Here is a 22,036-nt window from a genome sequence, read left to right as displayed (position 1 = left end):
GACTGACACCCCAGTGCCGACCGACACCCCTAAACCGACGGAACCGCCAGAGCCGACGCGAACGCCGCCAGGTACACAGACGCCGCCGCCTTGATTTTATAGATAAAAGGTAAGCATGCTCTGCGTGGAAAGCACACGCAGAGCATGAGGTCTCTGATTTTTAGAATGGTTAGAATTTAATTGAGGTTACGTATGTTCAGTGCGGCAAAAATGGGTGATGTGACCAGCGATGGTGGTGCGATATGTACCGGTTCATGCGATGTGTTCATTAACAATATTCCGGCATCTAAGCTGGGTTCAGGCGCAACCTCGACTTTGGTAGGTATGACGGCGCTGGTAACTGGCTCTGGAACGGTATTTATCAATAATTGCCCCGCGACGCGCTGTAGTGATAAGACGGGGTGTGGTTCGGTTATTGTTACCGGATCGCCCAATGTCTTTATAGGTAACTAATGCCAATGCTACTGGTATTAACTTCACCCAATATCACGCAACAGTACCGGCTCGATAAATCCGTTACTGCGGAAAATGCTGTCTGTTTTAACCTGGAAAAAGGGGAGTTCTCTCCCCATTCTGCGGGTAATGGACGTAATGAGGTGCAGTTTTACTGGCATTTTCATGAGCCACTGATTGTTAATCACAGCAGCAATTTTATTTGTCAGGTTAATGGTAAACAACTGAATGTGGGTGAACACCATCCTCTGTCTTATGGTACAGAGATCCAGTTCGGGCACGTTAGCATCACGGCAGAAAGGGCGACAGCACAGCAGATAGAGGATAATTTTGCTGATAACCTGTTTATGCTGACCGGCTCCGAGGAACCGGGCAAAACTGACTTGCCGGAAATTGAGGATATCTTGTCGCATGGTGGTCACTACATCTCTTATTTCGACGCAGTGGATGAGACACAAGCCTATGACCAGCAGGAGCCGGATGTTCTTAAACGGTTGGAAGTGGAGTACAAGCGTTTTCTCTTGTGGGGCGAACAAAGCCGAGAGTTTTTAGAAAAAGATAAACAGCAGGTGACCAAATTATCTGCCCGTGATGAATTTTTGGACAATATCAGGGAGCGAGTCAAAGACAAAACCCTGACCGAGTGTATTTTAGATTCCGGTGGGCTTATTGACAAAGTAACCAAAGAATTGAGTGTTATTAATTACCTCGATACGCCGGATGATGATGAAAAAATCGATTTATTAAAAGCACTGGCCCCGGAACACTTTATAACAAAAGAAAAAAATAGTGTGCCTTCGCTAATGTTTCAGGAGCTCTACAAGCTAGGGCTGGACAGCCATCTATAAATACGGATAAAACAAGACAATGAATACCACGAATTTAACTGAGTTATTAAAAAGTGCGTCTTTAACCGAAATGCTAGCAGATGTCATTGCCAAGATAAAAGCCAAACCAACAGACACCGATACGCGAGAGCTGTTATTCAAACTCTACTGTCTTGAGGGGTCATGGCAAAAAGCCCTATTACAGCTTGAAACACTGACACAGCTTTCACCTGAGTTCACCAAACAGGGCGAGCTCTATAAAAATCTGATACTGAGTGAGAAGATGCGCGATGAAGTACTGGCAGGCAAACGCAGCCCCGGTACATTAGGTAACGACCTGCCTGAATGGGTAGCATTGCTGCAACAAGCTAATCAACTCCACCATGATGGCGATCATCAGCAAAGCGCAGCTCTTCGTGAGCAGGCTCTGCAACAGGCACCAGAAAGTATAGGAGAAAGCCCAACGACGGGGTGTTTCGCTTGGATTGCCGACAGTGATGGGCGTATGGGGCCTGTTTGTGAGTTTATTAGCGCCGGGGGCTACCGTTGGGTCCCGTTTGCAGAGATACAGTCACTCACTGTTTCCAAACCTAAAAATATTACAGATCTGATATGGGCGCCGGCGCAGGTTAAAGTAAAGGATAAAGTTTGGTACGGTTATATACCTGCCCGCTATCCACTGACCCCTGAAACAGACAATGAAACTAAACTGGGCCTTAAAACGGAATGGCATCAACCGACTGACTCACTTTATATTGGGGCAGGGCGGAAAATGTTTATCACCGACCAAGATGAACATGCGTTGTTTGATATTGAAGAAATTAGATTTGAGATAGACCGTGTTTGAGATAAATAAATTATATTTGATAACGAATGTATTTGAGCCAGCGGGCTGAGTAATGGAAAAGAAAAAACAGTTTTTACCGGCGTTGTTAGAGCGTTTACTCGATGATGAGCCTAAAAAGCAGACTGAGCCTCACGATAAATTCTTTTATGATTCACGGACGATGCGGCGATTGGTACAGCGTAATATTTCAGAAATATTAAATAACGCCAATATTGAAGATCGGCTGGATCCGCAGCGCCATAAATGGGTGGCGACGTCGGTTTTAAACTATGGTATTTCGCCGCTGGTCGGGCTGTATGCCGTGCCGCATAACTGGGCGACCATTGAGCGAATTATCAGAGAAGCCATTATCCGTTTTGAACCACGGATAATGGCTGAATCTCTCGTCGTCAGTCAGCAACTCCAGGCCAGGAATGGCATTATACAGTTTGAGATTAGGGGGCTAATCAAATGGAACCCGCACCCTATCGATCTTTGTATTGAAGGTGCCTATGACGTTGAGACGGATAACGCGGAGCTACGCGCCCGTTGATCCACGGTGAGTAAAGAGTTATTCATGTCATTAAGTAGAAAAGTCGCCAAGGCACAAGAGCATCAAATACAAGAACAACTAAAGCGCATGGATAACATCGCTGTTGCTCTATTTTTTGCTATTCCGCTGTGCCTGGCCCTGATTGGCGGGCGTCAGTTGGCGGTATGGACACTACCTGGATGGTATCTCTATAGCCTTGGGTACATCATTAGCTTTCGAGTTGTTAGCAAAAAATTCACCACCAAAGAGGGGACGATAATTGCCAGATTCACCAGAACGTATCCTTTCCACTCAGCCAGTTGGCTTGTTTTTATTGGCTTCAGCCTGTTTTTTATTATTGTTATTATCGACGTTATGTCTGGAGCACGCTAATATTCCTGATCACATTGATATTCTCAACTAACAGATATTCTCAACTAACAGATATTCTCAACTAACAGATACTCCCAAATAACAGATACTCCCAAATAATAGATATAGGGCTCTTCGCTTGGGTGGCAAAGAACCCATTAATGCGTTAGCTTTTCTTAACAAATTCAGATTTGAGCTTCATTTGGCCAAACCCATCAATTTTACAATCGATATTGTGATCACCTTCAACCAAACGGATACCTTTCACTTTGGTGCCGATTTTCAGGGTTGAAGAGCTGCCTTTTACTTTCAGGTCCTTCACCACCGTCACTGTATCACCATCAGCTAGCAGATTACCGTAGGCATCATGTACCATGAGGCCCTCTTCAGCATCTGTTGAATGGCTGCTTTCTGACCACTCATGACCACACTCCGGGCAATTCAGTTGCTCCCCTTCCTGCCATGTATATTCAGAACTGCATTTTGGACAGTTTGGTAATGTCTGCACGGTAACTCCTTAAAATAAAACGAGATAAATATTAAAACGTAGTTAATTACAGGTTACTGTATTGATGTGTATGCATTTTACACTTTTTATTCAATTAAAGAATAGCTAAGTGATGAATAACGGCCGTAATGGGATAATTGCGGGTCTCTGCAGTAGAGTCGCTGTTATACCATCCGGCCTGGATTTTCATTTTTTGGCGAACCACGATAAAAATAAATAACTAATTGTTTATGATAGATAAATAATAAAAATAGAATAAAAAAATGTCCCAATACCGAGTGACGGACACATCGAACTGATACCCAATAACAGACAAAATTAATGAGTATTCTTCTCATTCAGAACATTCGCCATCTTTTCCCTGACTGACGAACGTTACCAGCCACCACCACCACCACCGCCAGAACCACCACCAGACGAACCCCCGCCGGAGGAGCCTGAACCACTCGAACTGGAGCTGGAACTGGAGTCAGAACTGCGGCTAGGGGTTGCCGTAGCGGATGAGCTACAGGATTGGCTGAAGTGACTCACGCTGCTCCAGTCGGCATTGGCAAAGACCACCGACAGGGTGCCTGTGCTGACCAAATATTGTGCAAAACTATTCGCCCACGTTTTACCCACGCCGAGAGCCAAAGCCACAGGCAACATACTTTCAAAATGGGCAACCAGTTTGTCCGGCGGATAAAGGGCCTGATAGCGATGCCTTTCTGCGGTACCAAGATATAATTTTAGTCCGCGAGCGATAGCAAGATGATTTAGCCCTCGTTGTGTGTAACGGGGTACCATCCTGGTAAAAGTAACGCAGAGCAAAATAGCAACCAATAAAGCGCCTAAGTATCCAGCCGGTAACTGGGTTAAGGGGGGGAGGTTAAAGATAAAAAGACCAACGGGAAGGAGAGCCAATAAGCCAAATAATAGCGCGAAGCATACAGAGAGAACCCCCCGGCTATCCAATACTTGTTTGGGGCTAAATAAAAATTTCAGCGGTAAAGAAAGGAGGTTGATGCCCAATAGCAGCAACAATAAAACGGGAATAGTAATGAAGGCGATACCCGTATTGAATAGCAGGCCGCAGATAACGGGCACCAATAGCATGATAAATATTCCACGCCATATTGGCCCAAGCCATTGACTGAATAACTTCTCTTGCTGATCCTCACAGCGTTTCTCTAAAAACTTCAGCGCCTTCTGCATTGGCCGCTGATGGGGCTTACTGAGATTGATATTCTTACGGTTGCTACTAAACAGCGTATGCAGTAATTGCTTATCATGGATATCGAGCTGATTGCCATCGGATTGGAGTGATAGCCACTGTTCATCGCGGCTGTTTAAAACCCATGGACTTTTGTTTTTACTCTTTTTTGTTTTAATGGCTACGCTACGTTGAGCGACTAAATTCAGCAAATCGCTACTGAAGGCAATCGCATCGTATTTACGCTGAGTGACATAACGCAGATAGCCCGGTGACAGCGTGGCAGGGAGCGCATAGAGCGGCACTATCGGCGGCATTTTCAGCCCAATCGCGGTAACATTTTTACGCCACCAAAGCAGGTAATAGCCAATGAGGAGGAGTATCGGTATCCATAATACGCTGGTTTGCACGGTAGGCAGCAGCAGATAGACTAACAGTGAGGAGGTTTCCGGTGCAGGTGCGTTAGCAAGAATAGTGCGCGGCCAAGTATAGGCGACGGTCAAACCTTCACCTTGTTTGAGTGGTTGCGACGTCTGTACGCTACCATCGGCCAGAATTTTGGCATTTTGTTCTTTTTCGCCGAGCCTGCCGGTATAAACATCAATCGTGCTCAACCGGGTATCTTTGCCTTCGCTATTTAGAAACGCTTCGCTTGCGGGTAATTCCAGATGGAAACTGGCTTTACTAATAGGATATTCCCAGCCGTTACCTGTCACATTCCAATACAGTTCATCCCAATCGGGGAATCGGCTGAAATGATTGCTGACTTGGTATTGGATCACATAATTATAAATACCGGGCTTCAATATATGGTCAGCGCGACCAATACGGACCATCAGTGTTTCGCCTTCTTTCGTCACACTAAAAGGTTCGGCCACCCCATCACGTAATACATTTTTAATCTGATATTCGACGCTGAAAAATTTGCCATCCTGTCGGTTCCAGGTTAACGGCAGCGTACGGAAAATCCCACGGCTTATTTGTTTCCCGAGGGACAACACCTTAATATTCTCACGCATCTCCATACTGCCATCGGCGTCAAAACGCGCATGAGTATCGAACGATAGAATGTGTTCATAAGCACGGATAAGGCCGTGGCCCTTTGGTGCTTCGACAGCCGGTGTACTCACGGAAATCTCATCGGCGGTAGCCTGAACGGTTCCCGTCACAAGTAACAATAAGATCCAGATAACGTATAATGCCTTGCCAGACAAGCGTGCCATTCTGCTATTCCATCCGTGGTAATTTGGCTTCATCAGGATTTTCAAGTTCAAAAAATACATCTGCTTTAAAATTAAATAAATGGGCTAACAGTAAGCTTGGGAAAGACTCCACCAGAATATTGAAGTCCCGTACTGTGCCATTAAAATAACGACGTGCCATCTGAAGTTGTTCTTCTATTTCAGCGAGGGATTGCTGCAGAGACAGGAAATTCTCATTGGCTTTTAAATCGGGATAAGCTTCTGCTAACGCAAATACGCGGCCAAGAATGCCAGAATATTCTCGCTCATTTTCGGCAATTTGACGGGTATTACCAACAAGGTTGCTACGTTGGCGGGTGATCTCTTCCAGAAGTTCTTTTTCGTGCTGGGCATAGCGTTTGACCAGACTTAGCAGGTTGGGAACCAGATCGTGTCGGCGCTTGAGTTGTACCGCAATATCGCTCCAGGCTTCATCTTTGAAACGCCGAAGGGAGATAAAGCGGTTATAGGTCATGACCGCCCAAATAAGTATTAAGGCAACAACAGCTAAACCGATATAAATGTCCATTTTTTTCAATCCATGTTTGACAGAGAAAGTATTATCCCATGATATTTATATGGATAACACCCTACACTGGCAGACTGGGTAAATCGTGATGATATATCGCCTAAATAATTCCAGTTACAGGAGGTGGCAAACCATAAATGAACAGGTTTGGGCGGTTTTTCATGGTTATTCACCACCATTTGGCGACAGAATGACCAAACAGATCGCTAACTGCTTATTATTTGGGTCAAAATGCGTATAATGCACCGGTCACCCCCATAGGCATCCAGCGCGCCGATGATCGGGTCCCCGTAGTTAAACGGATATAACAAGCCCCTCCTAAGGGCTAGTTACTGGTTCGATTCCAGTCGGGGACACCATTAGCACTTCTCAAGATGTTCAATAAAGTCTAAAAAACCTTTAAAAACAACTGTGTTATAAAAATCCACGTCCAAAGAAATCCCAAAAATACCCGTAACAGCCACGCAAAACTTGTATAGCATGTTGTATAACGCGAGGTGCTTACGGCAACGCTCCTTGGCGGTGGAACTAAAAACCGGAGGGATTACATAGCCAACGTACATGCAACTTGAAGTATGACGGGGTCTTGGCAAAAAATAATACAAGGAATGATGATGAGTTTAATAAAATCCACCCTAATTTTTGGGGTATTGTTGGTGGTTTCGTTTGGTACTTTAGCTATGTCTGATGAGTGTAAGCAAGCATACGGTATCTTTGACGATGCCGCTTATTTTTCAGGTAAAATGAACGTGAAACCAGGCGATGGTAAAGAAGTTACAAAAACAAATGTCAATGTCGAAGCTTTTAATGAATGGTATTACCGTTCATATGATGATGAGTGGATGGCTGTACTAGAAAAATATACAAAATTTAAGGGCGTGGATGATGATAGTGTCATAGGAATTTCTTTGCTCGCATTTATCGAAACGTCAGGTTTAGTGGAGTTTTATAAAAGCTATATAGACTTCCTAACTGATTTCCCTAAAAGAACCGATACTTATCTTGTTAGTGGTCGAGTAGAAGCTGCAAAGAAAAAAATTGATGATGCCTATAAAGAACTCGTCAGCCATTGTAATAAATAAAAATAATTAGTGAGAGCGATTAGGGGGAGGTTATATCATCAATAATCTTCAGCAACTGAAAACCGCCGTCGCAGTGTAATTCCCCCCAATATTTAGCCCTGCCGCTTAATCGCATTCATGTACCCCGATGGAAATACGGCGGTGGATTTTTAACAAAGGTCCCCTGATGGTTAAGCCAACAACGACACTAGGCTTTCTACGCTGGCTTCTGCCTGCCGGATTCTCTGCTCTGTCTATGTCCATACCATTGTCATTGTCATTGTCATTGTCACGATAAAAACATCACGAAAAGTTAACGTGGATGGACTTTCCTACAAAAATTTGATCTGGTACCGAATATTACCTCTATAAAGGTAGGGATAGTCTTAGGCGTACCCTACGTAAGGGTTAAGCCTTATGTTATCATTCGGTTTTCCTGAACTGGCCATCCGACGATCGGAAGACACCCCCTCATGCTGGAAGCAAAAAATCTGACCTGCATCCGCGATGAACGCTGTCTATTTCAGCAGCTGAGTTTCTGTATCGCACCAGGAGAGATAGTACAGATCGAAGGGCAAAATGGGGCAGGAAAGACCAGTTTACTGCGTATTTTAGCCGGTCTTGCTGAGGCCGATGAGGGGCAAGTGAACTGGCGAGATAATAATATTCGTCGGGATCGCGCCAAATATCATCAGGATTTATTGTTTCTAGGCCATCAACCGGGAATTAAATCTGTGCTGACACCGTTTGAAAATCTGTTGTTCTATCAATCGGTTTTTCAGAAGGTTGATAGCGCCACCATCTGGCAGGCATTAGCTCAGGTTGGGTTGGTAGGGTATGAAGATTTACCGGTATCTCAGTTATCGGCGGGGCAGCAACGTCGAGTGGCCTTGGCTCGCTTGTGGTTAAGTCAGGCACCTTTGTGGATTTTGGATGAGCCGCTGACAGCTATCGATAAGCAGGGGGCCAGTACGTTGTTGGCCCTGTTTGTACAACATGCGGCTAAGGGCGGAATGGTGCTGTTGACCACGCATCAGGATTTGGGCGCGGTTAGCCACAATGTCCGTAAAATTTGTTTAGCCAACACGCAGGAGAAGTCATGTTTATCAGCGTGTTGCGTCGTGAATTAAAAATAGCCTTTAGAAAAGGTGCGGAAATCGTTAACCCGCTGTGGTTCTTTTTGATCGTTATTACGCTGTTCCCATTGGGGATAGGCCCAGAGCCACAATTGCTGGCTCGCATTGCACCGGGCATCGTGTGGGTAGCGGCTTTGTTGGCCTCATTACTCTCGTTGGAGCGCTTATTCCGTGATGATTTTTACGATGGCTCCCTTGAACAGTTGCTGTTATTGCCCACACCACTCCCTCTTACCGTATTAGGCAAAGTATGTGCTCACTGGGTCGTCACTGGGCTGCCTTTATTGGTGCTATCACCGCTGGTCGCTTTATTGCTTTCTCTGGACGTCAATACTGCTATCGCGATGGGGCTGACGCTCCTGCTTGGGACCCCCACACTGAGTTTTATCGGCGCTATCGGTGTGGCGTTGACTGTGGGGTTACGTAAAGGCGGGGTGCTGCTGAGCCTATTGGTTCTTCCGCTGTATATCCCGGTTTTAATCTTTGCGACGGCCGCCATTGATGCCGCGTCAATGGCGATGCCAATCGACGGTTATCTGGCCATTTTGGGGGCGATGCTGGCAGGGAGTGTGACATTTGCGCCTTTTGCGACGGCGGCAGCGTTACGGGTAAGCATACATTAATCACCCTATGGGCTGATGTTAAGCCTGCCTAATGTCCAATTTTTACAGTGAGCAATGAAAAATGTGGAAATGGTTTCATCAATTCGCCAAACCTGAACGGCTCTATCCGTTGTGTGGCCGCTTTATTCCGTGGTTCGGAGGCGGGGCCATTATTTGTCTGGCTCTGGGCTGGGTATGGGGATTGGGTTTCGCACCTTCGGATTATCAGCAAGGTGACAGTTTCCGCATCATGTATTTACATGTTCCGGCAGCAATCTGGTCGATGGGCATCTATATGTCGATGGCTATTGCTGCGTTTGTGGGATTGGTCTGGCAGATAAAAATGTCCGATAACCTGGTCGCGGCTATGGCTCCTGTGGGCGCAGTATTGACGTTTATTGCTTTGGTCACCGGCTCTGCATGGGGTAAACCGATGTGGGGGACTTGGTGGATCTGGGATGCACGGCTGACATCGGAATTAGTCCTGTTATTCCTGTATCTCGGCGTGATCGCGCTATATAACGCATTTGATGATCGTAAATTGGCTGGGCGAGCTGCCGGTATTCTGGTGTTGGTTGGCGTGGTTAATCTCCCTATTATTCATTTCTCCGTTGTTTGGTGGAATACCTTGCATCAAGGCTCGACCAATATGCAGCAAAGTATTGATCCGAGTATGCGCTCACCTCTGCGCTGGGCGATTTTGGGTTTTCTTTTATGCTTTATCACACTGACATTAATGCGCTTGCGTAATTTGATTTTGCAGCAAGAGCGCCACCGTCCTTGGGTTACTGCCTTATTACGCAAGGAGCCGCGCGTATGACCCCCGCTTTTCACTCATGGGCAGAATTTTTTGCCATGGGCAACTATGCCTTTTATGTCTGGCTCGCTGTGGCAGCCACCTTGTTATCATTGCTGGGCTTGCTAATGCACACGCTGTGGCAGCACAAACAGCTACTGGCCGATATTCACCGCCGTCAGGCTCGGGAACAACGTATTCGTCAGGCGCAGCTTAACCAGGCATCGATGCATCAAGTACCGTTGCATCAATCACCATTACAACAAGCACCATTACATCAAGCACCCCAGCACACCGCCAATTTACAGGAGAAGCGGCCGTGAACCCACGTAGAAAAAGTCGGCTCTATCTGGCGATGGTGGTTCTGATCGGTATCTCTCTGACCACCACGTTGGTGCTGTATGCGCTGCGTTCAAATATCGATCTATTTTATACCCCTGGCGAAATTTTACAGGGCAAAGGCGAACGCCATGAAAAACCAACAATAGGCCAGCGTTTACGTATTGGCGGCATGGTGATGCCGGGATCAGTGAAACGCGATGCGAAGACTCTGGAAATGAGCTTTCAAGTTTATGACGCTCGTGGCGCTATCACCGTGACATACACCGGTATTCTGCCGGATCTGTTTAGGGAAGGGCAGGGCGTCGTGGCGCAAGGGGTATTTGCTGAGGGTAATACCGTGCATGCCAAAGAAGTGCTGGCAAAACATGATGAGAAATACACGCCACCTGAAATTGAAGAGGCAATGAAAGAGAATCACACTCGTCCGACAGCCGCCTACAGCGGCACCAATACTACGGGTAATGCCTTATGATGCCCGAAATTGGCAGTTTTTTATTATGTTTGGCGTTGGCGATTTCATTGCTGCTGAGTCTGTATCCGCAATGGGGGGCCGCTCGTCAGGATGCCCGTATGATGGCGGTTGGCAGGCCACTGACTTATGGTATGTTTGCCGCGATCACGTTGTCATTTATCTGTCTGATATATGCATTTGTGGTAAATGATTTTACCGTCTCCTCTGTTGCGGCGAATTCCAACTCATATTTGCCGATTTATTACCGTATTGCCGCGAGTTGGGGAGCGCACGAAGGCTCCTTATTATTATGGGTATTGCTGCTCAGTTGTTGGTCATTGGCGGTGGCGCTGTTTAGCCGTTCGATGCCGGAGGATGCGGTGGCGCGGGTGCTATCCGTGCTGGGAATGATTACCGGCGGTTTTCTGCTATTTATTATTCTGACGTCTAACCCGTTCTCTCGCACATTACCTGATTTTCCTATTGATGGCCGCGATCTGAACCCGCTACTACAAGATGTTGGGTTGATTTTCCATCCCCCGCTGCTCTACATGGGGTATGTCGGTTTCTCCGTCGCGTTTGCTTTTGCAATTGCATCATTAATGGCCGGTAGGCTCGACAGTGCCTGGGCGCGTTGGTCACGTCCATGGACTCAGGCCGCATGGGTTTTCCTAACGCTTGGCATCGTACTTGGCTCAGCGTGGGCTTATTATGAATTGGGGTGGGGCGGCTGGTGGTTCTGGGACCCGGTCGAAAATGCCTCCTTTATGCCGTGGCTGGCCGGTACCGCACTGATTCACTCACTGGCTGTCACGGAGAAGCGCGGTACTTTCAAAGCGTGGACGGTATTGTTGGCGATCACCGCTTTCTCCTTGTGTTTGATGGGGACATTCTTAGTCCGCTCAGGCGTGCTGGTTTCGGTGCACTCCTTTGCCTCTGATCCGGCCCGTGGCATGTTTATTCTTGCCTATCTGGTGATTGTGATTGGCGGTTCCCTGCTGTTGTATGCGGTAAAAGGTGCGCAGGTGCGCAGCCAGACTCAGCATGAAGTATTTTCCCGCGAGACCTTCCTGCTCGGCAACAATGTGTTGCTTATTGCCGCAATGCTAGTGGTACTACTGGGAACATTACTGCCGTTGGTTCACAAACAGTTAGGGCTGGGCAGTATCTCCATTGGCGAACCGTTCTTTAATACGATGTTCACCTGGCTAATGGCCCCGATGGCATTACTTATGGGAATAGGGCCGCTTGTGCGTTGGCGCCGTGATGAAGCGAGCAAACTGTGGAAGCGGTTGAGTGTGGCTCTGGTGGTCACTCTGCTGTTATCGATATCCGTACCGTGGCTGCTGCAAGATAGTGTTGCCGGTATGACGGTCGTCGGGTTGATGATGGCCATTTGGGTGATCATCCTGACATTAATGGAATTGCACGAACGGGCCACCCATCGTTATGGCTTCTGGCGTGGGTTGACTCACCTTTCCCGTAGCCACTGGGGCATGGTGTTGGGGCATCTCGGGGTGGCGGTTACGGTAATTGGGATTGCGTTTAGCCAGAATTACAGTGTCGAACGCGATGTGCGCATGAAGGCTGGTGATAGTATCGATATCCATGATTATCACTTCACTTTTCGCGATGTCCACGATATCAAAGGGCCTAACTATACCGGCGGCGTTGGCATTATTGATGTCACCCGTAATGGTAAATTGGAGGCCACACTACATGCAGAAAAACGCTATTACAGTGTCGCCCGCTCAATGATGACTGAAGCGGCCATTGATGGGGGGCTGACCCGCGATCTTTATGCCGCCTTGGGTGAAGAGTTGGGTGATGGTTCGTGGGCGGTCCGCTTGTATTACAAACCTTTTGTGCGTTGGATATGGTTTGGCGGGGTCTTTATGGCCGTTGGTGGCATCTTCTGTATGCTCGATCCGCGCTATCGGATGAGTAAAAAGCTAAAACGCAGTGCGATACCGGAGGCAGAGTCATGAAACCTCAATCCTCATTCAATAAGCTGATGTTTATTCCGCTGGTCCTTTTCTTACTGCTGGTCGTGGCATTCCTGATACAACTGACCCGTAATGCCAACGGCGAAGATCCAACTATGTTGGAGTCGGCGCTGATCGGCAAGACAGTACCGGCATTCAAACTGGAATCCCTCGAACAGCCGGGTAAAACCTTTGATCAGGCGGTATTACGTGATGGTAAACCGATACTGCTGAATGTTTGGGCAACATGGTGCCCAACTTGCCGTGCCGAGCATGAATACTTGAATAAATTGGCGGCGCAGGGTATCCGCGTGGTGGGCCTGAATTATAAAGATGACCGTAGCAAAGCCGTGCAGTGGCTGAATTCGCTGGGTAACCCTTATTTTCTCAGTTTGTATGATGGTGATGGAATGTTGGGTCTGGATTTGGGGGTATACGGTGCACCAGAAACGTTCCTTATCGATGGACAAGGGGTTATCCGTTACCGCCATGCGGGTGATCTTAATGATCGGGTCTGGCAGCAGGAAATCTTACCGCTGTATAAAAAGTACCAGGGGGGCGCATGAGGTTACTCAGTCTGCTACTGGGCCTGATATTGAGCTGGGGAGTATTGGCGACCATCGATACTTATCGCTTCAGTTCGGTAGAACAAGAGCAGCAATACCGTGCACTGACCGAGCAACTGCGTTGCCCAAAATGCCAGAACAACAGTATTGCTGACTCAAACGCCACCATAGCGGCTGATATGCGCGCTAAAGTGTATGAGCTGATGCAGCAAGGTTATTCCAAACAGCAAATTATCGATTATATGGTGGCCCGCTACGGTAACTTTGTGACCTATGAGCCACCAGTAACGGTTGCGACGATAATTTTATGGGCAGGTCCGCTACTGTTTGTGTTAATCGGGGCGGCGATAGTAGTGCTACGCGCCCGGCGGCGAGTCGAGAAAGAAATGCCACTTTCACAGCAAGAGCAGCAACGGTTACAAAGCTTATTGGCTGAAAATGGCGTATTACAAAATAACGCATTACAAAATAATAAGTTACAAGAAAAATCTGACAGGAAACAACCATAATGGCTTTTTGGCTGATAGTCATCATTTCGTTGGCAGTTGCAGGAGCCTTATTGGTCATTCCGGTCATCCGAAAAAATGAAAATAAGCGGGTTACCACCAGGGATGAGCTGAATAAGGCTATTTATCGTGATCGGTTATCTGAATTGGCCGAAGATGAAGCGCAAGGCGTAGTCGCAGAACGGCCTGAACTGGTGAAAGAGCTACAACAAAACTTGCTGACGGATATCCCGCAGCAGTTGGGAGAAGCAAAACCCCCGATCAATCGCTGGGTATTGTTGCCCGGTGTGCTGGTGCTGGTGGTGGTATCGGTCGGGCTATATCTGAAAACCGGTGGTTTAGGGCAGGTCACGGCATGGCATCATGTTGCAGCGCAACTGCCTGAATTACGTGCCCGGGTTGCCAACGAACATGCCGATCCACTAAGTATGGAGGATGTGGCCCGCTTGGGGCTCGGTTTGCGTACCTCTCTGCAACAGGATGCCGGTAACATCAATGATTGGATGATGTTGGGCCGCGTAGGGATGGCGCTCAATAATGCCACCACCGCAACACAGGCTTTTGCGCACGCTTATCAACTCGCGCCCGATAATAATGAGGTTAAACTCGGGTATGTCGAAGTACTCACCCGATCAAATGATCCAGAAGATAACCAATTGGCGACACAGATGTTGCGTGCAATGGTGGGGCAAGACCATACGAATTTACGTGCGATGAGTTTATTGGCTTTTAATGCTTTTGAGCAGAGTGATTTCAAACAAGCGATAGCGGCGTGGGAAGTTATGCTAAAATTGTTGCCGGCTAGCGATTCACGTGTAGACGTGATAAAACGCAGTATTCAGCAAGCCAAATCACAGATAGAGCAAGAAACAGCTACACTGGGAATTGAGGTTTCGCTATCCTCTGATGCGGCCCAAGCATTACCCCAACAAGGGGCACTGATTATCTCTGTGACCGATGGCATAAATCCGGTACCGGTTGCTGTAAAGCAACTGCCGTTGAGCAGATTCCCGCTAGCGGTTACGCTGGATGACAGTAATGCAATGATGCCAGAGCGTTTGCTCTCTTCTTTACAGCAGGTAAAAGTACGTGTACGCCTCTCTTTGGATGGTACCGCGAATGCGCAGTCTGGCGACTGGTACGGTGAGAGCGCGGTGCAGGATTTCAAAGGCAATGGGCCGTCGAGTGAGCAAAAAATAGGCGTTCAAATAAATAAACAAATCCCTTAAGTGAGAGGGGTAGACAGACTTTCATGGAGAAAAATATGAACTTCCGCCTTACTGGGTTGGCTTTCGCAAGCGTACTGTTAGTCGGGTGCGCCAGTAGTTCGCCGGATCACATGGAGCAAGGCCGCTCTGATCCGCTGGAAGGTTTCAACCGGGCAATGTTCAATTTTAACTATGAGGTCCTTGACCCTTATGTAGTGCGTCCGGTCGCTGTCGTCTGGCGTGATTATGTGCCGCAACCGGCCCGTAACGGCATGAGCAACTTTTTGGGTAACCTCGAAGAACCGGCCAGTATGGTGAACAGCTTCCTGGTCGGTGATCCGTATAATGCGATGAAGCATTTTAACCGCTTCTTCCTTAATACCGTTTTGGGAATGGGCGGTTTGATCGATGTCGCCGGGATGGCTAACCCGAAACTGGCAAAACAAGTGCCTCAACGTTTTGGTAGTACATTAGGCCACTATGATGTGGGCTACGGCCCGTATGTGGTGCTACCAGGGTATGGCAGTTTTACCCTCCGCGAAGATGGCGGTCAGTTGGCAGATACGGTGTATCCGGTACTGAGTTATCTGACGTTCTGGATGGCCGCAGGGAAATGGGTGATTGAAGGGGTTGAAACCCGCGCACAGCTATTGGACTCTGATGGTTTAGTGCGTAATTCTTCAGATCCTTATCTCATGATACGCGAGGCTTATTTCCAGCGTCATGATTTCCTGGCGAATGGTGGCCAACTGAAACCTGAAGTTAACTCGAATGCTCAGGCGATTCAGGGCGATCTGGATAGCATAGATGCAGCCGATTGATACTAATTGATACTAACTAGTCTTAGTGCAGTACTCACCGGCGTACTCAAAATAGAAAAGCGCCATCGGGCGCTTTTCTATTGGATAAGGTTGCGAATTACTGACTATTAGAATGTGTAGTTGAAGTTCACACCGTATAGCATCGCGGAACCTTTCGAGTTGAACTCATATGTGGTGTTAGATGGGGCTGGGGTCTTTTCGGTAATACTGACATTCTGGCCTTTCATATAAGCAATACCGACATCAACAGAGGCATTTTTGTTAAAGGCGTAGGTGGTACCCGCACTGAGCCAGAAACGATCTTGGTCCGGGATGGAAATTGAACGGTTTCCTGCTGGGATCGGGCTATCATCAAAGGCGATACCGGTGCGGAATGTCCAGTTATCATCGTAGTAATAGGTGGTCCCTAACGCAATACGGTAGGCATCTCTGAAGCCTTCATGTTTATCAAACAGCACATCCCCATTAGAAGCGGTTGCTTTTAACTCCTTGAAACTGCTCCAGGTGGTGTAAGCCATGCTGTAGTGAATAGCCCATTGTGGTGCCACTTTATTGTAGCCGGAGACTTCCCACACGGCTGGCAGGTTTAGAGTCAGGGAACCAGGGACCGTTTTTCCACCCAGACCACCGAAAATAACAGGTAGTTGGTTACTGTAATCACCGTCAAAATCGATATTGACTTCAGAACGATAAGTGAAGCCGTAGCGGTTTTCTTTATCGACTTCATACAAAATACCCGCATTCCAGCCGTAACCCCATTTGGTGCCTTCCAACCTGGCGGCTTCAGTATTAGCAGGCAATAGACCCCCACCAGCCTCACCGAGATGGCGCACAATTTTCGCATCAGCGTAGACCGCATCAAACCCCAGGCCAAAACTGAAGTTATCATTCAGGCGATACGCGGCACTTAGGTTAAGGTTAGCCGTTTTCAGATCGGTTTGACCGCCTAACATACCTGCCACATAATCATCATTAAATTCAGTGGCTAAACCGTAGTTAGAGGTCGCAGAAGCACCAATTGCCCACTGTTCATCCAATGGCATAATAAAGTGGAGATTCGGAACCCACGCTGATGGCGCAATGTTACTGGCATCAGTACTTTTGCCACTTGGCGACGTCCCCGTGATATCAACACTTGGATCAATATAAATCACACCACCGGAGAAAGAAGGGCGGTCGAATAAAGTCATTGCTGCAGGATTGCGGCTACCAACGGAAGCATTATCAGCCACTGCGCCTTCACCAGAGAAAGCACGCCCTAGAGCGGCGGCTGAATATTCATTCAACTGAAAACCGGCTGCAGAAACGTTCGATGAAATAAGAGCGATAGCTGCTGCCAGAGCTGAGCGGGTAAACAGGTTTTTCTGGTTCATGACCAAAACCTCATTGTTTTATTTAAACTATGTTACATACCGTAACAAGAAAGTGCGGGATTGTAGGGTCTGTTATCGGTCAGACAAAGCAGACCAGTGACTGAAGTATAGGTCCGACCTGTGCGAGTGTTGCAAGCATGTTTTGGAGTTTGTTCAATTTTGATCTCAAAAAATAGACGCACTTAACAAAAAACTCACAATTACGTATCAATTGTTGTGCTTTTGATGAGTTGATAGACAATTTAACTGTGATTTCCACCAGTTAATAAGCCTATAAACAGTAAGTCCTAGTGCCTAACGATCTGTGGTAGTAAAATGGCAACAGAGAAAAATATTTTTGTGCCAGGTCTTATTTGCGCTAGCTAACAGGCAATTTGCACCTATTTTGAAATGACCGTTGAGGAGAATTGACGATGTCAGATGCGATTAATCGTTGTAGTGCGGAAGAAACCGCGGCTTGCTGTTGTGTAGATGTGGGCACAGTGATGGACAATACGGATCGGACAGCATCCTACAGCTGTGTGTTTGCTAGCCGTCATGAAGCAGAAGCGATGTTGAACACATTGACTGATAAAGCACGGGCAGTCGAATCAGACCCATGCCTGATTGAACATAAACTGGAAGATGTTGAGGGCGGTGTTCGTTTGACTATCGATTTCACCTTTGCCTGCCAGGCAGAAACAATGATTTTCCAACTCGGTCTGCGTTAATTTACGTCCCCGACGGGATCAGACATACCTTACCAACGCGAAGCCTTTTGCTTCGCGTTATTACTTTAGATTATGCCCCACGTTAGTCTATAAACTGGCGTAACGGCTAAATGGCCGTCCATTCTCTCCTCCCACATTTTTTATCTTGAAAGTTGCTCCTGCTCGCATTTTTCTATTCTATAGGTTTGCCAAATGTAAACGTTTGGTTAACAATGCTCGGATCAGGTCAGACCTGTTATTTGTTATTTTTTAATCGCAGTCACTCTACTTATTATCAGGAGCGCTTATGAGTAAGCCATTACCGCTAGTGACGCGTCAGGGCGATCGCATTGTAATAGTTAACGGCCTGCGGACCCCTTTCGCCAAGCAGGCAACTGCTTACCATGGCATACCTGCTGTAGATTTAGGCAAAATAGTGGTCAGCGAATTGCTGGCCAGAAGCGGTATTCCTCCCGAGTTGATTGATCAATTGGTTTTTGGCCAAGTAGTGCAAATGCCTGAAGCACCTAATATTGCCCGCGAAATCGTTTTGGGTACTGGTATGAGCGTTCATACCGATGCTTACAGCGTTTCCCGTGCATGTGCGACCAGCTTTCAGGCGGTGGCCAATGTCGCGGAAAGTATTATTGCTGGCTCCGTTGATATCGCGATAGCCGGCGGCGCAGATTCTTCATCCGTACTGCCCATCGGCGTCAGTAAAGCCCTGGCCCGCACACTGGTTGATGCCAACAAGGCCCGCAGTTTATCCCAGAAGTTGAAATTGTTTAGCCGACTTAGATTACGTGATCTGTTGCCAGTTGCACCTGCGGTGGCCGAGTATTCAACCGGCCTGCGCATGGGGGATACTGCCGAGCAGATGGCAAAAACCTATGGCATCAGCCGTGAGGATCAGGATGCTTTAGCGCTGCGATCCCACCAATTGGCCGCTGAAGCCTGGCAACAAGGGTGGCTGCACGATGAGGTGATGACGGCTTATATTCCGCCTTATCGGGATGCCATTATTGAAGATAACAATATCCGCAAAGACTCAACATTGGCGCAATATGCCAAATTACGTCCGGCGTTTGATCGTCAGCACGGTAGTGTGACGGCGGCGAACAGTACTCCGTTGACTGATGGCGCGGCGGCAGTACTCATGATGAGCGAATCAAAAGCCAAAGCTCTGGGTTTGCCGCCTTTGGGCTACCTGCGCAGTTTTGCCTTCTCTGCCATTGATGTTTGGCAGGATATGCTGTTAGGGCCATCCTATGCCACACCATTAGCGTTGGACCGGGCGGGTATTACACTGGCGGATTTGACGCTTATCGATATGCATGAAGCCTTCGCCGCACAAACACTGGCTAACTTGAAAATGTTTGCCAGTGATACTTTTGCTCGCGAAAAACTGGGGCGTAGCCAAGCCATCGGAGAGGTGGATATGAGTAAATTCAACGTATTGGGTGGTTCTATTGCATATGGACATCCATTTGCTGCGACCGGCGCTCGGATGATAACTCAAACGCTGAATGAGTTGCGTCGCCGTGGCGGGGGATTGGGCTTAACTACCGCCTGTGCTGCTGGTGGGTTAGGTGCTGCGATGATTCTGGAGGTGGAGTGATGAGAAAGGAAAATATCGTTACCCGTGAAAATACAGCTATCAGTGAAAATGCAGTCAGTGAGCATACAGTGAATAATGGCGTGGGGACATCGGCCACGAATTCAGCTACCCATCCAGCATTTACCCTCAACGTAAGGCCGGACAATATTGGCATTATCACCATTGATGTTGTTGGTGACAAAGTGAATACCCTAAAGGCTGAATTTGCTGATCAAATTGCCACTATATTGCAACAAGCGCACGCTCTACCAAAATTACAGGGGCTGATCATTATTTCTGGCAAACCAGACTCCTTTATTGCCGGTGCGGATATCACCATGATCGCGGCTTGTCGTACCGCTCACGACGCCCGCGTATTAGCACAAAAAGGCCAATCAATTTTGGCGCAAATTGCCGCTTTCCCTGTGCCGGTTGTGGCTGCGATTCATGGTGCTTGTCTGGGCGGAGGGCTAGAGCTGGCGCTGGCTTGCCATAGCCGCATATGTTCTCTGGATGATAAAACTGTTCTCGGGCTACCGGAGGTGCAACTGGGGTTACTGCCTGGCTCCGGCGGGACGCAACGGCTGCCGCGTCTGGTGGGGGTCAGTAAAGCACTGGATATGATATTGACCGGTAAACAGATACGGCCCCGTCAGGCGCTAAAAATGGGGCTGGTGGATGATGCTGTACCACGCGATATCTTATTGGATGCGGCGATTCAGCGCGTGAAAGCGGGGTGGCTTAATCGACGAGCATTGCCATGGCAGGAGCGTTTACTCAGTGGGCCGTTGGGCAAGGCCCTATTATTCCGTATTGTCCGTAAAAAAACGTTAGCTAAAACGCGGGGCCACTACCCGGCGGCTGAACGTATTATTGATGTGGTGCGTAAAGGATTAGATCAGGGCGGGCCAAGTGGTTATGAGGCAGAAGCCAGAGCATTTGGCGAGCTGGTGATGTCGCCTCAGTCAGCCGCATTACGCAGCCTGTTTTTTGCCACGACGTCACTGAAAAAAGAGGCCGGAGGCGCAGCCACGGCGCGTGCCATTCATCGAGTCGGCGTATTGGGCGGTGGCTTGATGGGCGGTGGTATTGCCAACGTGACGGCCACCCGAGCGGGTCTGCCGGTGCGTATCAAAGATATCAGTCCGCAGGGAATCAATCAGGCGCTGAAATATACCTGGGACGCACTGGGTAAACGGGTTCGTAGTAAACGGATGCGCCCAACTGAACAGCAGCGACAGATGATGCTGATCTCTGGCAGTACGGATTACCGGGGTTTTGAACGTGTCGATATCGTGGTTGAAGCGGTATTTGAAGATTTATCACTGAAGCAGCAAATGGTTGCCGATATCGAACGCTTTGGTGCCGCCCATACTATTTTTGCCTCCAATACATCATCACTCCCCATAAGCCAGATTGCTGCTTTGGCGCAACGACCGGAGCAGGTTATTGGCCTGCACTATTTTAGTCCAGTAGATAAAATGCCACTAGTTGAAGTCATTCCCCATGAAAAAACCAGTGAAGAGACCATTGCTACCACCGTTGCTTTAGCCCGGAAACAGGGTAAAACAGCCATTGTAGTCGCCGATCGCGCTGGGTTCTATGTAAACCGCATTTTGGCACCTTATATTAATGAAGCTGCCCGTTGCCTGCTCGATGGAGAGCCTATCGAGTCAGTTGATAACGCGTTGGTAGATTTTGGTTTCCCCGTTGGTCCAATGATGTTGCTTGATGAGGTTGGGATTGATGTTGCGACCAAAATCATGCCGATTCTGGTCGAGCAATTAGGGCCGCGTTTTGCCGCTCCCCCGTCATTTGACGTTATTTTGAAGGATGGACGTAAAGGGCGCAAAAATGGCCGTGGCTTTTATCTATATTCACATTCCACACTATATTCAAATTCCACAAAAAATTTATCTCCAACAAAAAACGGCGATTCTCCGGCGAAACGTAATGGCTTTAAATGGAGAAAAAACAAAGTAAAACAAGTCGATTCCAGCATCTATACCTTGTTGGGGGTTACACCTAAAGCCCATCTTGGTGCCGGCGTGATTACTCAACGTTGCACCATGCTGATGTTGAACGAAGCGGTACGCTGTCTGGATGAAGCAATCATTCGTAACCCGCGCGATGGTGATATTGGCGCAGTGTTTGGGATCGGTTTTCCGCCCTTCCTCGGTGGCCCGTTCCGCTATCTGGATAGCTTGGGAGCAGATAAGGTGGTACAGGCACTCAGATTATTGGTGCAGCAATACGGTGAGCGTTTCGAACCTTGCCAGCGGTTGGTGACAATGGCTGAACAACAACAGCAATTCTATCCCGTGGATGCCAATATAGATGAGGTGACTGACGTGGCAAGCTGAACCCGCCACCCGCTTTTTGGTGGTGACTTATTTTGTGATGACTTGTTTTGTGACGACCCG

The 22,036-nt window shown here is 47.9% G+C and carries 23 protein-coding genes and 1 tRNA gene; 20 read left to right on the top strand and 4 right to left on the bottom strand.

Features of this window, described 5'->3' with window-relative positions; translation table 11 throughout:
• The first annotated feature begins 192 nt into the window (after positions 1 to 192).
• Genes AC971_RS09915 through AC971_RS09895 form a run of 5 tightly spaced genes read left to right on the top strand, consistent with a single transcriptional unit; the run spans position 193 to position 3,031 of the window.
• Positions 193 to 453, top strand: coding sequence for a PAAR domain-containing protein (locus AC971_RS09915; RefSeq protein ID WP_025384375.1), 261 nt, complete (start codon positions 193 to 195; stop codon positions 451 to 453).
• A 5-nt stretch (positions 454 to 458) separates the two neighbouring features.
• Positions 459 to 1,301 (top strand): TagK domain-containing protein, encoded by an 843-nt coding sequence (locus tag AC971_RS09910; RefSeq protein WP_038402747.1) that lies wholly within the window; start codon positions 459 to 461, stop codon positions 1,299 to 1,301.
• Positions 1,302 to 1,320: 19 nt separating this feature from the next.
• Entirely contained in the window at positions 1,321 to 2,127 is an 807-nt protein-coding gene (locus tag AC971_RS09905) for a type VI secretion system accessory protein TagJ (RefSeq protein ID WP_025384373.1), read from the top strand.
• Between the two features lie 52 nt (positions 2,128 to 2,179).
• A complete protein-coding gene (locus AC971_RS09900) occupies positions 2,180 to 2,659 on the top strand; it encodes a type VI secretion system baseplate subunit TssE (protein WP_025384372.1) in 480 nt (159 codons plus the stop codon).
• A gap of 24 nt (positions 2,660 to 2,683) precedes the next feature.
• Positions 2,684 to 3,031 carry a hypothetical protein gene (locus tag AC971_RS09895; protein WP_025384371.1) on the top strand — a complete coding sequence of 116 codons (348 nt, stop codon included), beginning with the start codon at positions 2,684 to 2,686 and terminating at the stop codon, positions 3,029 to 3,031.
• Positions 3,032 to 3,176: 145 nt separating this feature from the next.
• On the opposite strand, the gene AC971_RS09890 is transcribed toward AC971_RS09895, so the two are convergent.
• From AC971_RS09890 to AC971_RS09880, 3 genes are all read right to left on the bottom strand, one after another.
• Positions 3,177 to 3,518, bottom strand: a complete 342-nt coding sequence (locus tag AC971_RS09890; RefSeq protein ID WP_025384370.1) for a zinc ribbon domain-containing protein YjdM — start codon at positions 3,516 to 3,518, stop codon at positions 3,177 to 3,179.
• A 375-nt stretch (positions 3,519 to 3,893) separates the two neighbouring features.
• Positions 3,894 to 5,933 carry a DUF2207 domain-containing protein gene (locus AC971_RS09885; RefSeq protein WP_012413816.1) on the bottom strand — a complete coding sequence of 680 codons (2,040 nt, stop codon included), beginning with the start codon at positions 5,931 to 5,933 and terminating at the stop codon, positions 3,894 to 3,896.
• A 4-nt stretch (positions 5,934 to 5,937) separates the two neighbouring features.
• Positions 5,938 to 6,480: a LemA family protein gene (locus AC971_RS09880; RefSeq protein ID WP_025384369.1), complete on the bottom strand. Its 543-nt coding sequence runs from the start codon at positions 6,478 to 6,480 to the stop codon at positions 5,938 to 5,940.
• Positions 6,481 to 6,764: 284 nt separating this feature from the next.
• Between AC971_RS09880 and AC971_RS09875 the strand changes: the two genes are divergently transcribed.
• The 12 genes from AC971_RS09875 to mlaA all read left to right on the top strand — a co-directional run bounded on the left by AC971_RS09875 (position 6,765) and on the right by mlaA (position 15,954).
• Positions 6,765 to 6,839 (top strand) — tRNA-Arg (locus tag AC971_RS09875).
• Between the two features lie 255 nt (positions 6,840 to 7,094).
• On the top strand, positions 7,095 to 7,562 hold the full coding sequence (locus tag AC971_RS09870; protein ID WP_025384368.1) for a hypothetical protein: 468 nt from the start codon (positions 7,095 to 7,097) through the stop codon (positions 7,560 to 7,562).
• A gap of 452 nt (positions 7,563 to 8,014) precedes the next feature.
• Positions 8,015 to 8,671, top strand: coding sequence for a cytochrome c biogenesis heme-transporting ATPase CcmA (gene ccmA, locus AC971_RS09865; protein WP_025384367.1), 657 nt, complete (start codon positions 8,015 to 8,017; stop codon positions 8,669 to 8,671).
• The gene (ccmB, locus tag AC971_RS09860; RefSeq protein WP_025384366.1) at positions 8,641 to 9,300 is read left to right on the top strand and encodes a heme exporter protein CcmB; all 660 of its coding nucleotides are present in this window, start codon (positions 8,641 to 8,643) and stop codon (positions 9,298 to 9,300) included. The genes ccmA and ccmB overlap by 31 nt, the downstream gene beginning before the upstream one ends.
• Positions 9,301 to 9,361: 61 nt before the next feature.
• On the top strand, positions 9,362 to 10,099 hold the full coding sequence (locus AC971_RS09855) for a heme ABC transporter permease (RefSeq protein WP_025384365.1): 738 nt from the start codon (positions 9,362 to 9,364) through the stop codon (positions 10,097 to 10,099).
• A complete protein-coding gene (gene ccmD / locus AC971_RS09850) occupies positions 10,096 to 10,398 on the top strand; it encodes a heme exporter protein CcmD (protein WP_025384364.1) in 303 nt (100 codons plus the stop codon). The genes AC971_RS09855 and ccmD overlap by 4 nt, the downstream gene beginning before the upstream one ends.
• Complete coding sequence (ccmE, locus tag AC971_RS09845) at positions 10,395 to 10,889, top strand: cytochrome c maturation protein CcmE (protein WP_025384363.1); 495 nt, start codon at positions 10,395 to 10,397, stop codon at positions 10,887 to 10,889. Before ccmD ends, ccmE begins: the two co-directional genes overlap by 4 nt.
• A complete protein-coding gene (locus AC971_RS09840; protein WP_025384362.1) occupies positions 10,886 to 12,856 on the top strand; it encodes a heme lyase CcmF/NrfE family subunit in 1,971 nt (656 codons plus the stop codon). The genes ccmE and AC971_RS09840 overlap by 4 nt, the downstream gene beginning before the upstream one ends.
• A complete protein-coding gene (locus AC971_RS09835; protein WP_025384361.1) occupies positions 12,853 to 13,419 on the top strand; it encodes a DsbE family thiol:disulfide interchange protein in 567 nt (188 codons plus the stop codon). Before AC971_RS09840 ends, AC971_RS09835 begins: the two co-directional genes overlap by 4 nt.
• Entirely contained in the window at positions 13,416 to 13,928 is a 513-nt protein-coding gene (locus tag AC971_RS09830; RefSeq protein WP_025384360.1) for a cytochrome c-type biogenesis protein, read from the top strand. The genes AC971_RS09835 and AC971_RS09830 overlap by 4 nt, the downstream gene beginning before the upstream one ends.
• Positions 13,928 to 15,154, top strand: coding sequence for a c-type cytochrome biogenesis protein CcmI (gene ccmI, locus AC971_RS09825; RefSeq protein ID WP_025384359.1), 1,227 nt, complete (start codon positions 13,928 to 13,930; stop codon positions 15,152 to 15,154). The genes AC971_RS09830 and ccmI overlap by 1 nt, the downstream gene beginning before the upstream one ends.
• A 35-nt stretch (positions 15,155 to 15,189) precedes the next feature.
• Positions 15,190 to 15,954, top strand: coding sequence for a phospholipid-binding lipoprotein MlaA (gene mlaA / locus AC971_RS09820; protein ID WP_025384358.1), 765 nt, complete (start codon positions 15,190 to 15,192; stop codon positions 15,952 to 15,954).
• A gap of 107 nt (positions 15,955 to 16,061) precedes the next feature.
• Here mlaA and fadL read toward each other — a convergent pair whose 3' ends face one another.
• Positions 16,062 to 17,327, bottom strand: a complete 1,266-nt coding sequence (fadL, locus tag AC971_RS09815) for a long-chain fatty acid transporter FadL (RefSeq protein WP_025384357.1) — start codon at positions 17,325 to 17,327, stop codon at positions 16,062 to 16,064.
• A 413-nt stretch (positions 17,328 to 17,740) separates the two neighbouring features.
• Here fadL and AC971_RS09810 point away from each other — a divergent pair, with 413 nt between their 5' ends.
• The 3 genes from AC971_RS09810 to fadJ all read left to right on the top strand — a co-directional run bounded on the left by AC971_RS09810 (position 17,741) and on the right by fadJ (position 21,976).
• Complete coding sequence (locus AC971_RS09810; RefSeq protein WP_072081321.1) at positions 17,741 to 18,037, top strand: YfcZ/YiiS family protein; 297 nt, start codon at positions 17,741 to 17,743, stop codon at positions 18,035 to 18,037.
• Between the two features lie 286 nt (positions 18,038 to 18,323).
• Entirely contained in the window at positions 18,324 to 19,634 is a 1,311-nt protein-coding gene (fadI, locus tag AC971_RS09805; protein WP_025384355.1) for an acetyl-CoA C-acyltransferase FadI, read from the top strand.
• Positions 19,634 to 21,976 carry a fatty acid oxidation complex subunit alpha FadJ gene (gene fadJ, locus AC971_RS09800; RefSeq protein WP_025384354.1) on the top strand — a complete coding sequence of 781 codons (2,343 nt, stop codon included), beginning with the start codon at positions 19,634 to 19,636 and terminating at the stop codon, positions 21,974 to 21,976. The genes fadI and fadJ overlap by 1 nt, the downstream gene beginning before the upstream one ends.
• Positions 21,977 to 22,036 lie beyond the last annotated feature (60 nt).

This window comes from Yersinia similis, from assembly GCF_001053095.1.
In the GTDB taxonomy this organism is placed as follows: domain Bacteria; phylum Pseudomonadota; class Gammaproteobacteria; order Enterobacterales; family Enterobacteriaceae; genus Yersinia; species Yersinia similis.
Note: the sequence above shows the minus strand (reverse complement) of the source record. Positions and strands in the feature narration are given on the sequence as shown.

Bases quoted from the DNA above. Each gene is read 5' to 3' on its own strand.
- AC971_RS09915 (WP_025384375.1), top strand. From the start codon at position 193: ATGTTCAGTGCGGCAAAAATGGGTGATGTGACCAGCGATGGTGGTGCG.
- AC971_RS09910 (WP_038402747.1), top strand. From the start codon at position 459: ATGCTACTGGTATTAACTTCACCCAATATCACGCAACAGTACCGGCTC.
- AC971_RS09905 (WP_025384373.1), top strand. From the start codon at position 1,321: ATGAATACCACGAATTTAACTGAGTTATTAAAAAGTGCGTCTTTAACC.
- AC971_RS09900 (WP_025384372.1), top strand. From the start codon at position 2,180: ATGGAAAAGAAAAAACAGTTTTTACCGGCGTTGTTAGAGCGTTTACTC.
- AC971_RS09895 (WP_025384371.1), top strand. From the start codon at position 2,684: ATGTCATTAAGTAGAAAAGTCGCCAAGGCACAAGAGCATCAAATACAA.
- AC971_RS09885 (WP_012413816.1), bottom strand. From the start codon at position 5,933: ATGGCACGCTTGTCTGGCAAGGCATTATACGTTATCTGGATCTTATTG.
- AC971_RS09880 (WP_025384369.1), bottom strand. From the start codon at position 6,480: ATGGACATTTATATCGGTTTAGCTGTTGTTGCCTTAATACTTATTTGG.
- AC971_RS09870 (WP_025384368.1), top strand. From the start codon at position 7,095: ATGAGTTTAATAAAATCCACCCTAATTTTTGGGGTATTGTTGGTGGTT.
- ccmA (WP_025384367.1), top strand. From the start codon at position 8,015: ATGCTGGAAGCAAAAAATCTGACCTGCATCCGCGATGAACGCTGTCTA.
- ccmB (WP_025384366.1), top strand. From the start codon at position 8,641: ATGTTTATCAGCGTGTTGCGTCGTGAATTAAAAATAGCCTTTAGAAAA.
- AC971_RS09855 (WP_025384365.1), top strand. From the start codon at position 9,362: ATGTGGAAATGGTTTCATCAATTCGCCAAACCTGAACGGCTCTATCCG.
- ccmD (WP_025384364.1), top strand. From the start codon at position 10,096: ATGACCCCCGCTTTTCACTCATGGGCAGAATTTTTTGCCATGGGCAAC.
- AC971_RS09840 (WP_025384362.1), top strand. From the start codon at position 10,886: ATGATGCCCGAAATTGGCAGTTTTTTATTATGTTTGGCGTTGGCGATT.
- AC971_RS09835 (WP_025384361.1), top strand. From the start codon at position 12,853: ATGAAACCTCAATCCTCATTCAATAAGCTGATGTTTATTCCGCTGGTC.
- AC971_RS09830 (WP_025384360.1), top strand. From the start codon at position 13,416: ATGAGGTTACTCAGTCTGCTACTGGGCCTGATATTGAGCTGGGGAGTA.
- ccmI (WP_025384359.1), top strand. From the start codon at position 13,928: ATGGCTTTTTGGCTGATAGTCATCATTTCGTTGGCAGTTGCAGGAGCC.
- mlaA (WP_025384358.1), top strand. From the start codon at position 15,190: ATGAACTTCCGCCTTACTGGGTTGGCTTTCGCAAGCGTACTGTTAGTC.
- fadL (WP_025384357.1), bottom strand. From the start codon at position 17,327: ATGAACCAGAAAAACCTGTTTACCCGCTCAGCTCTGGCAGCAGCTATC.
- AC971_RS09810 (WP_072081321.1), top strand. From the start codon at position 17,741: ATGTCAGATGCGATTAATCGTTGTAGTGCGGAAGAAACCGCGGCTTGC.
- fadI (WP_025384355.1), top strand. From the start codon at position 18,324: ATGAGTAAGCCATTACCGCTAGTGACGCGTCAGGGCGATCGCATTGTA.
- fadJ (WP_025384354.1), top strand. From the start codon at position 19,634: ATGAGAAAGGAAAATATCGTTACCCGTGAAAATACAGCTATCAGTGAA.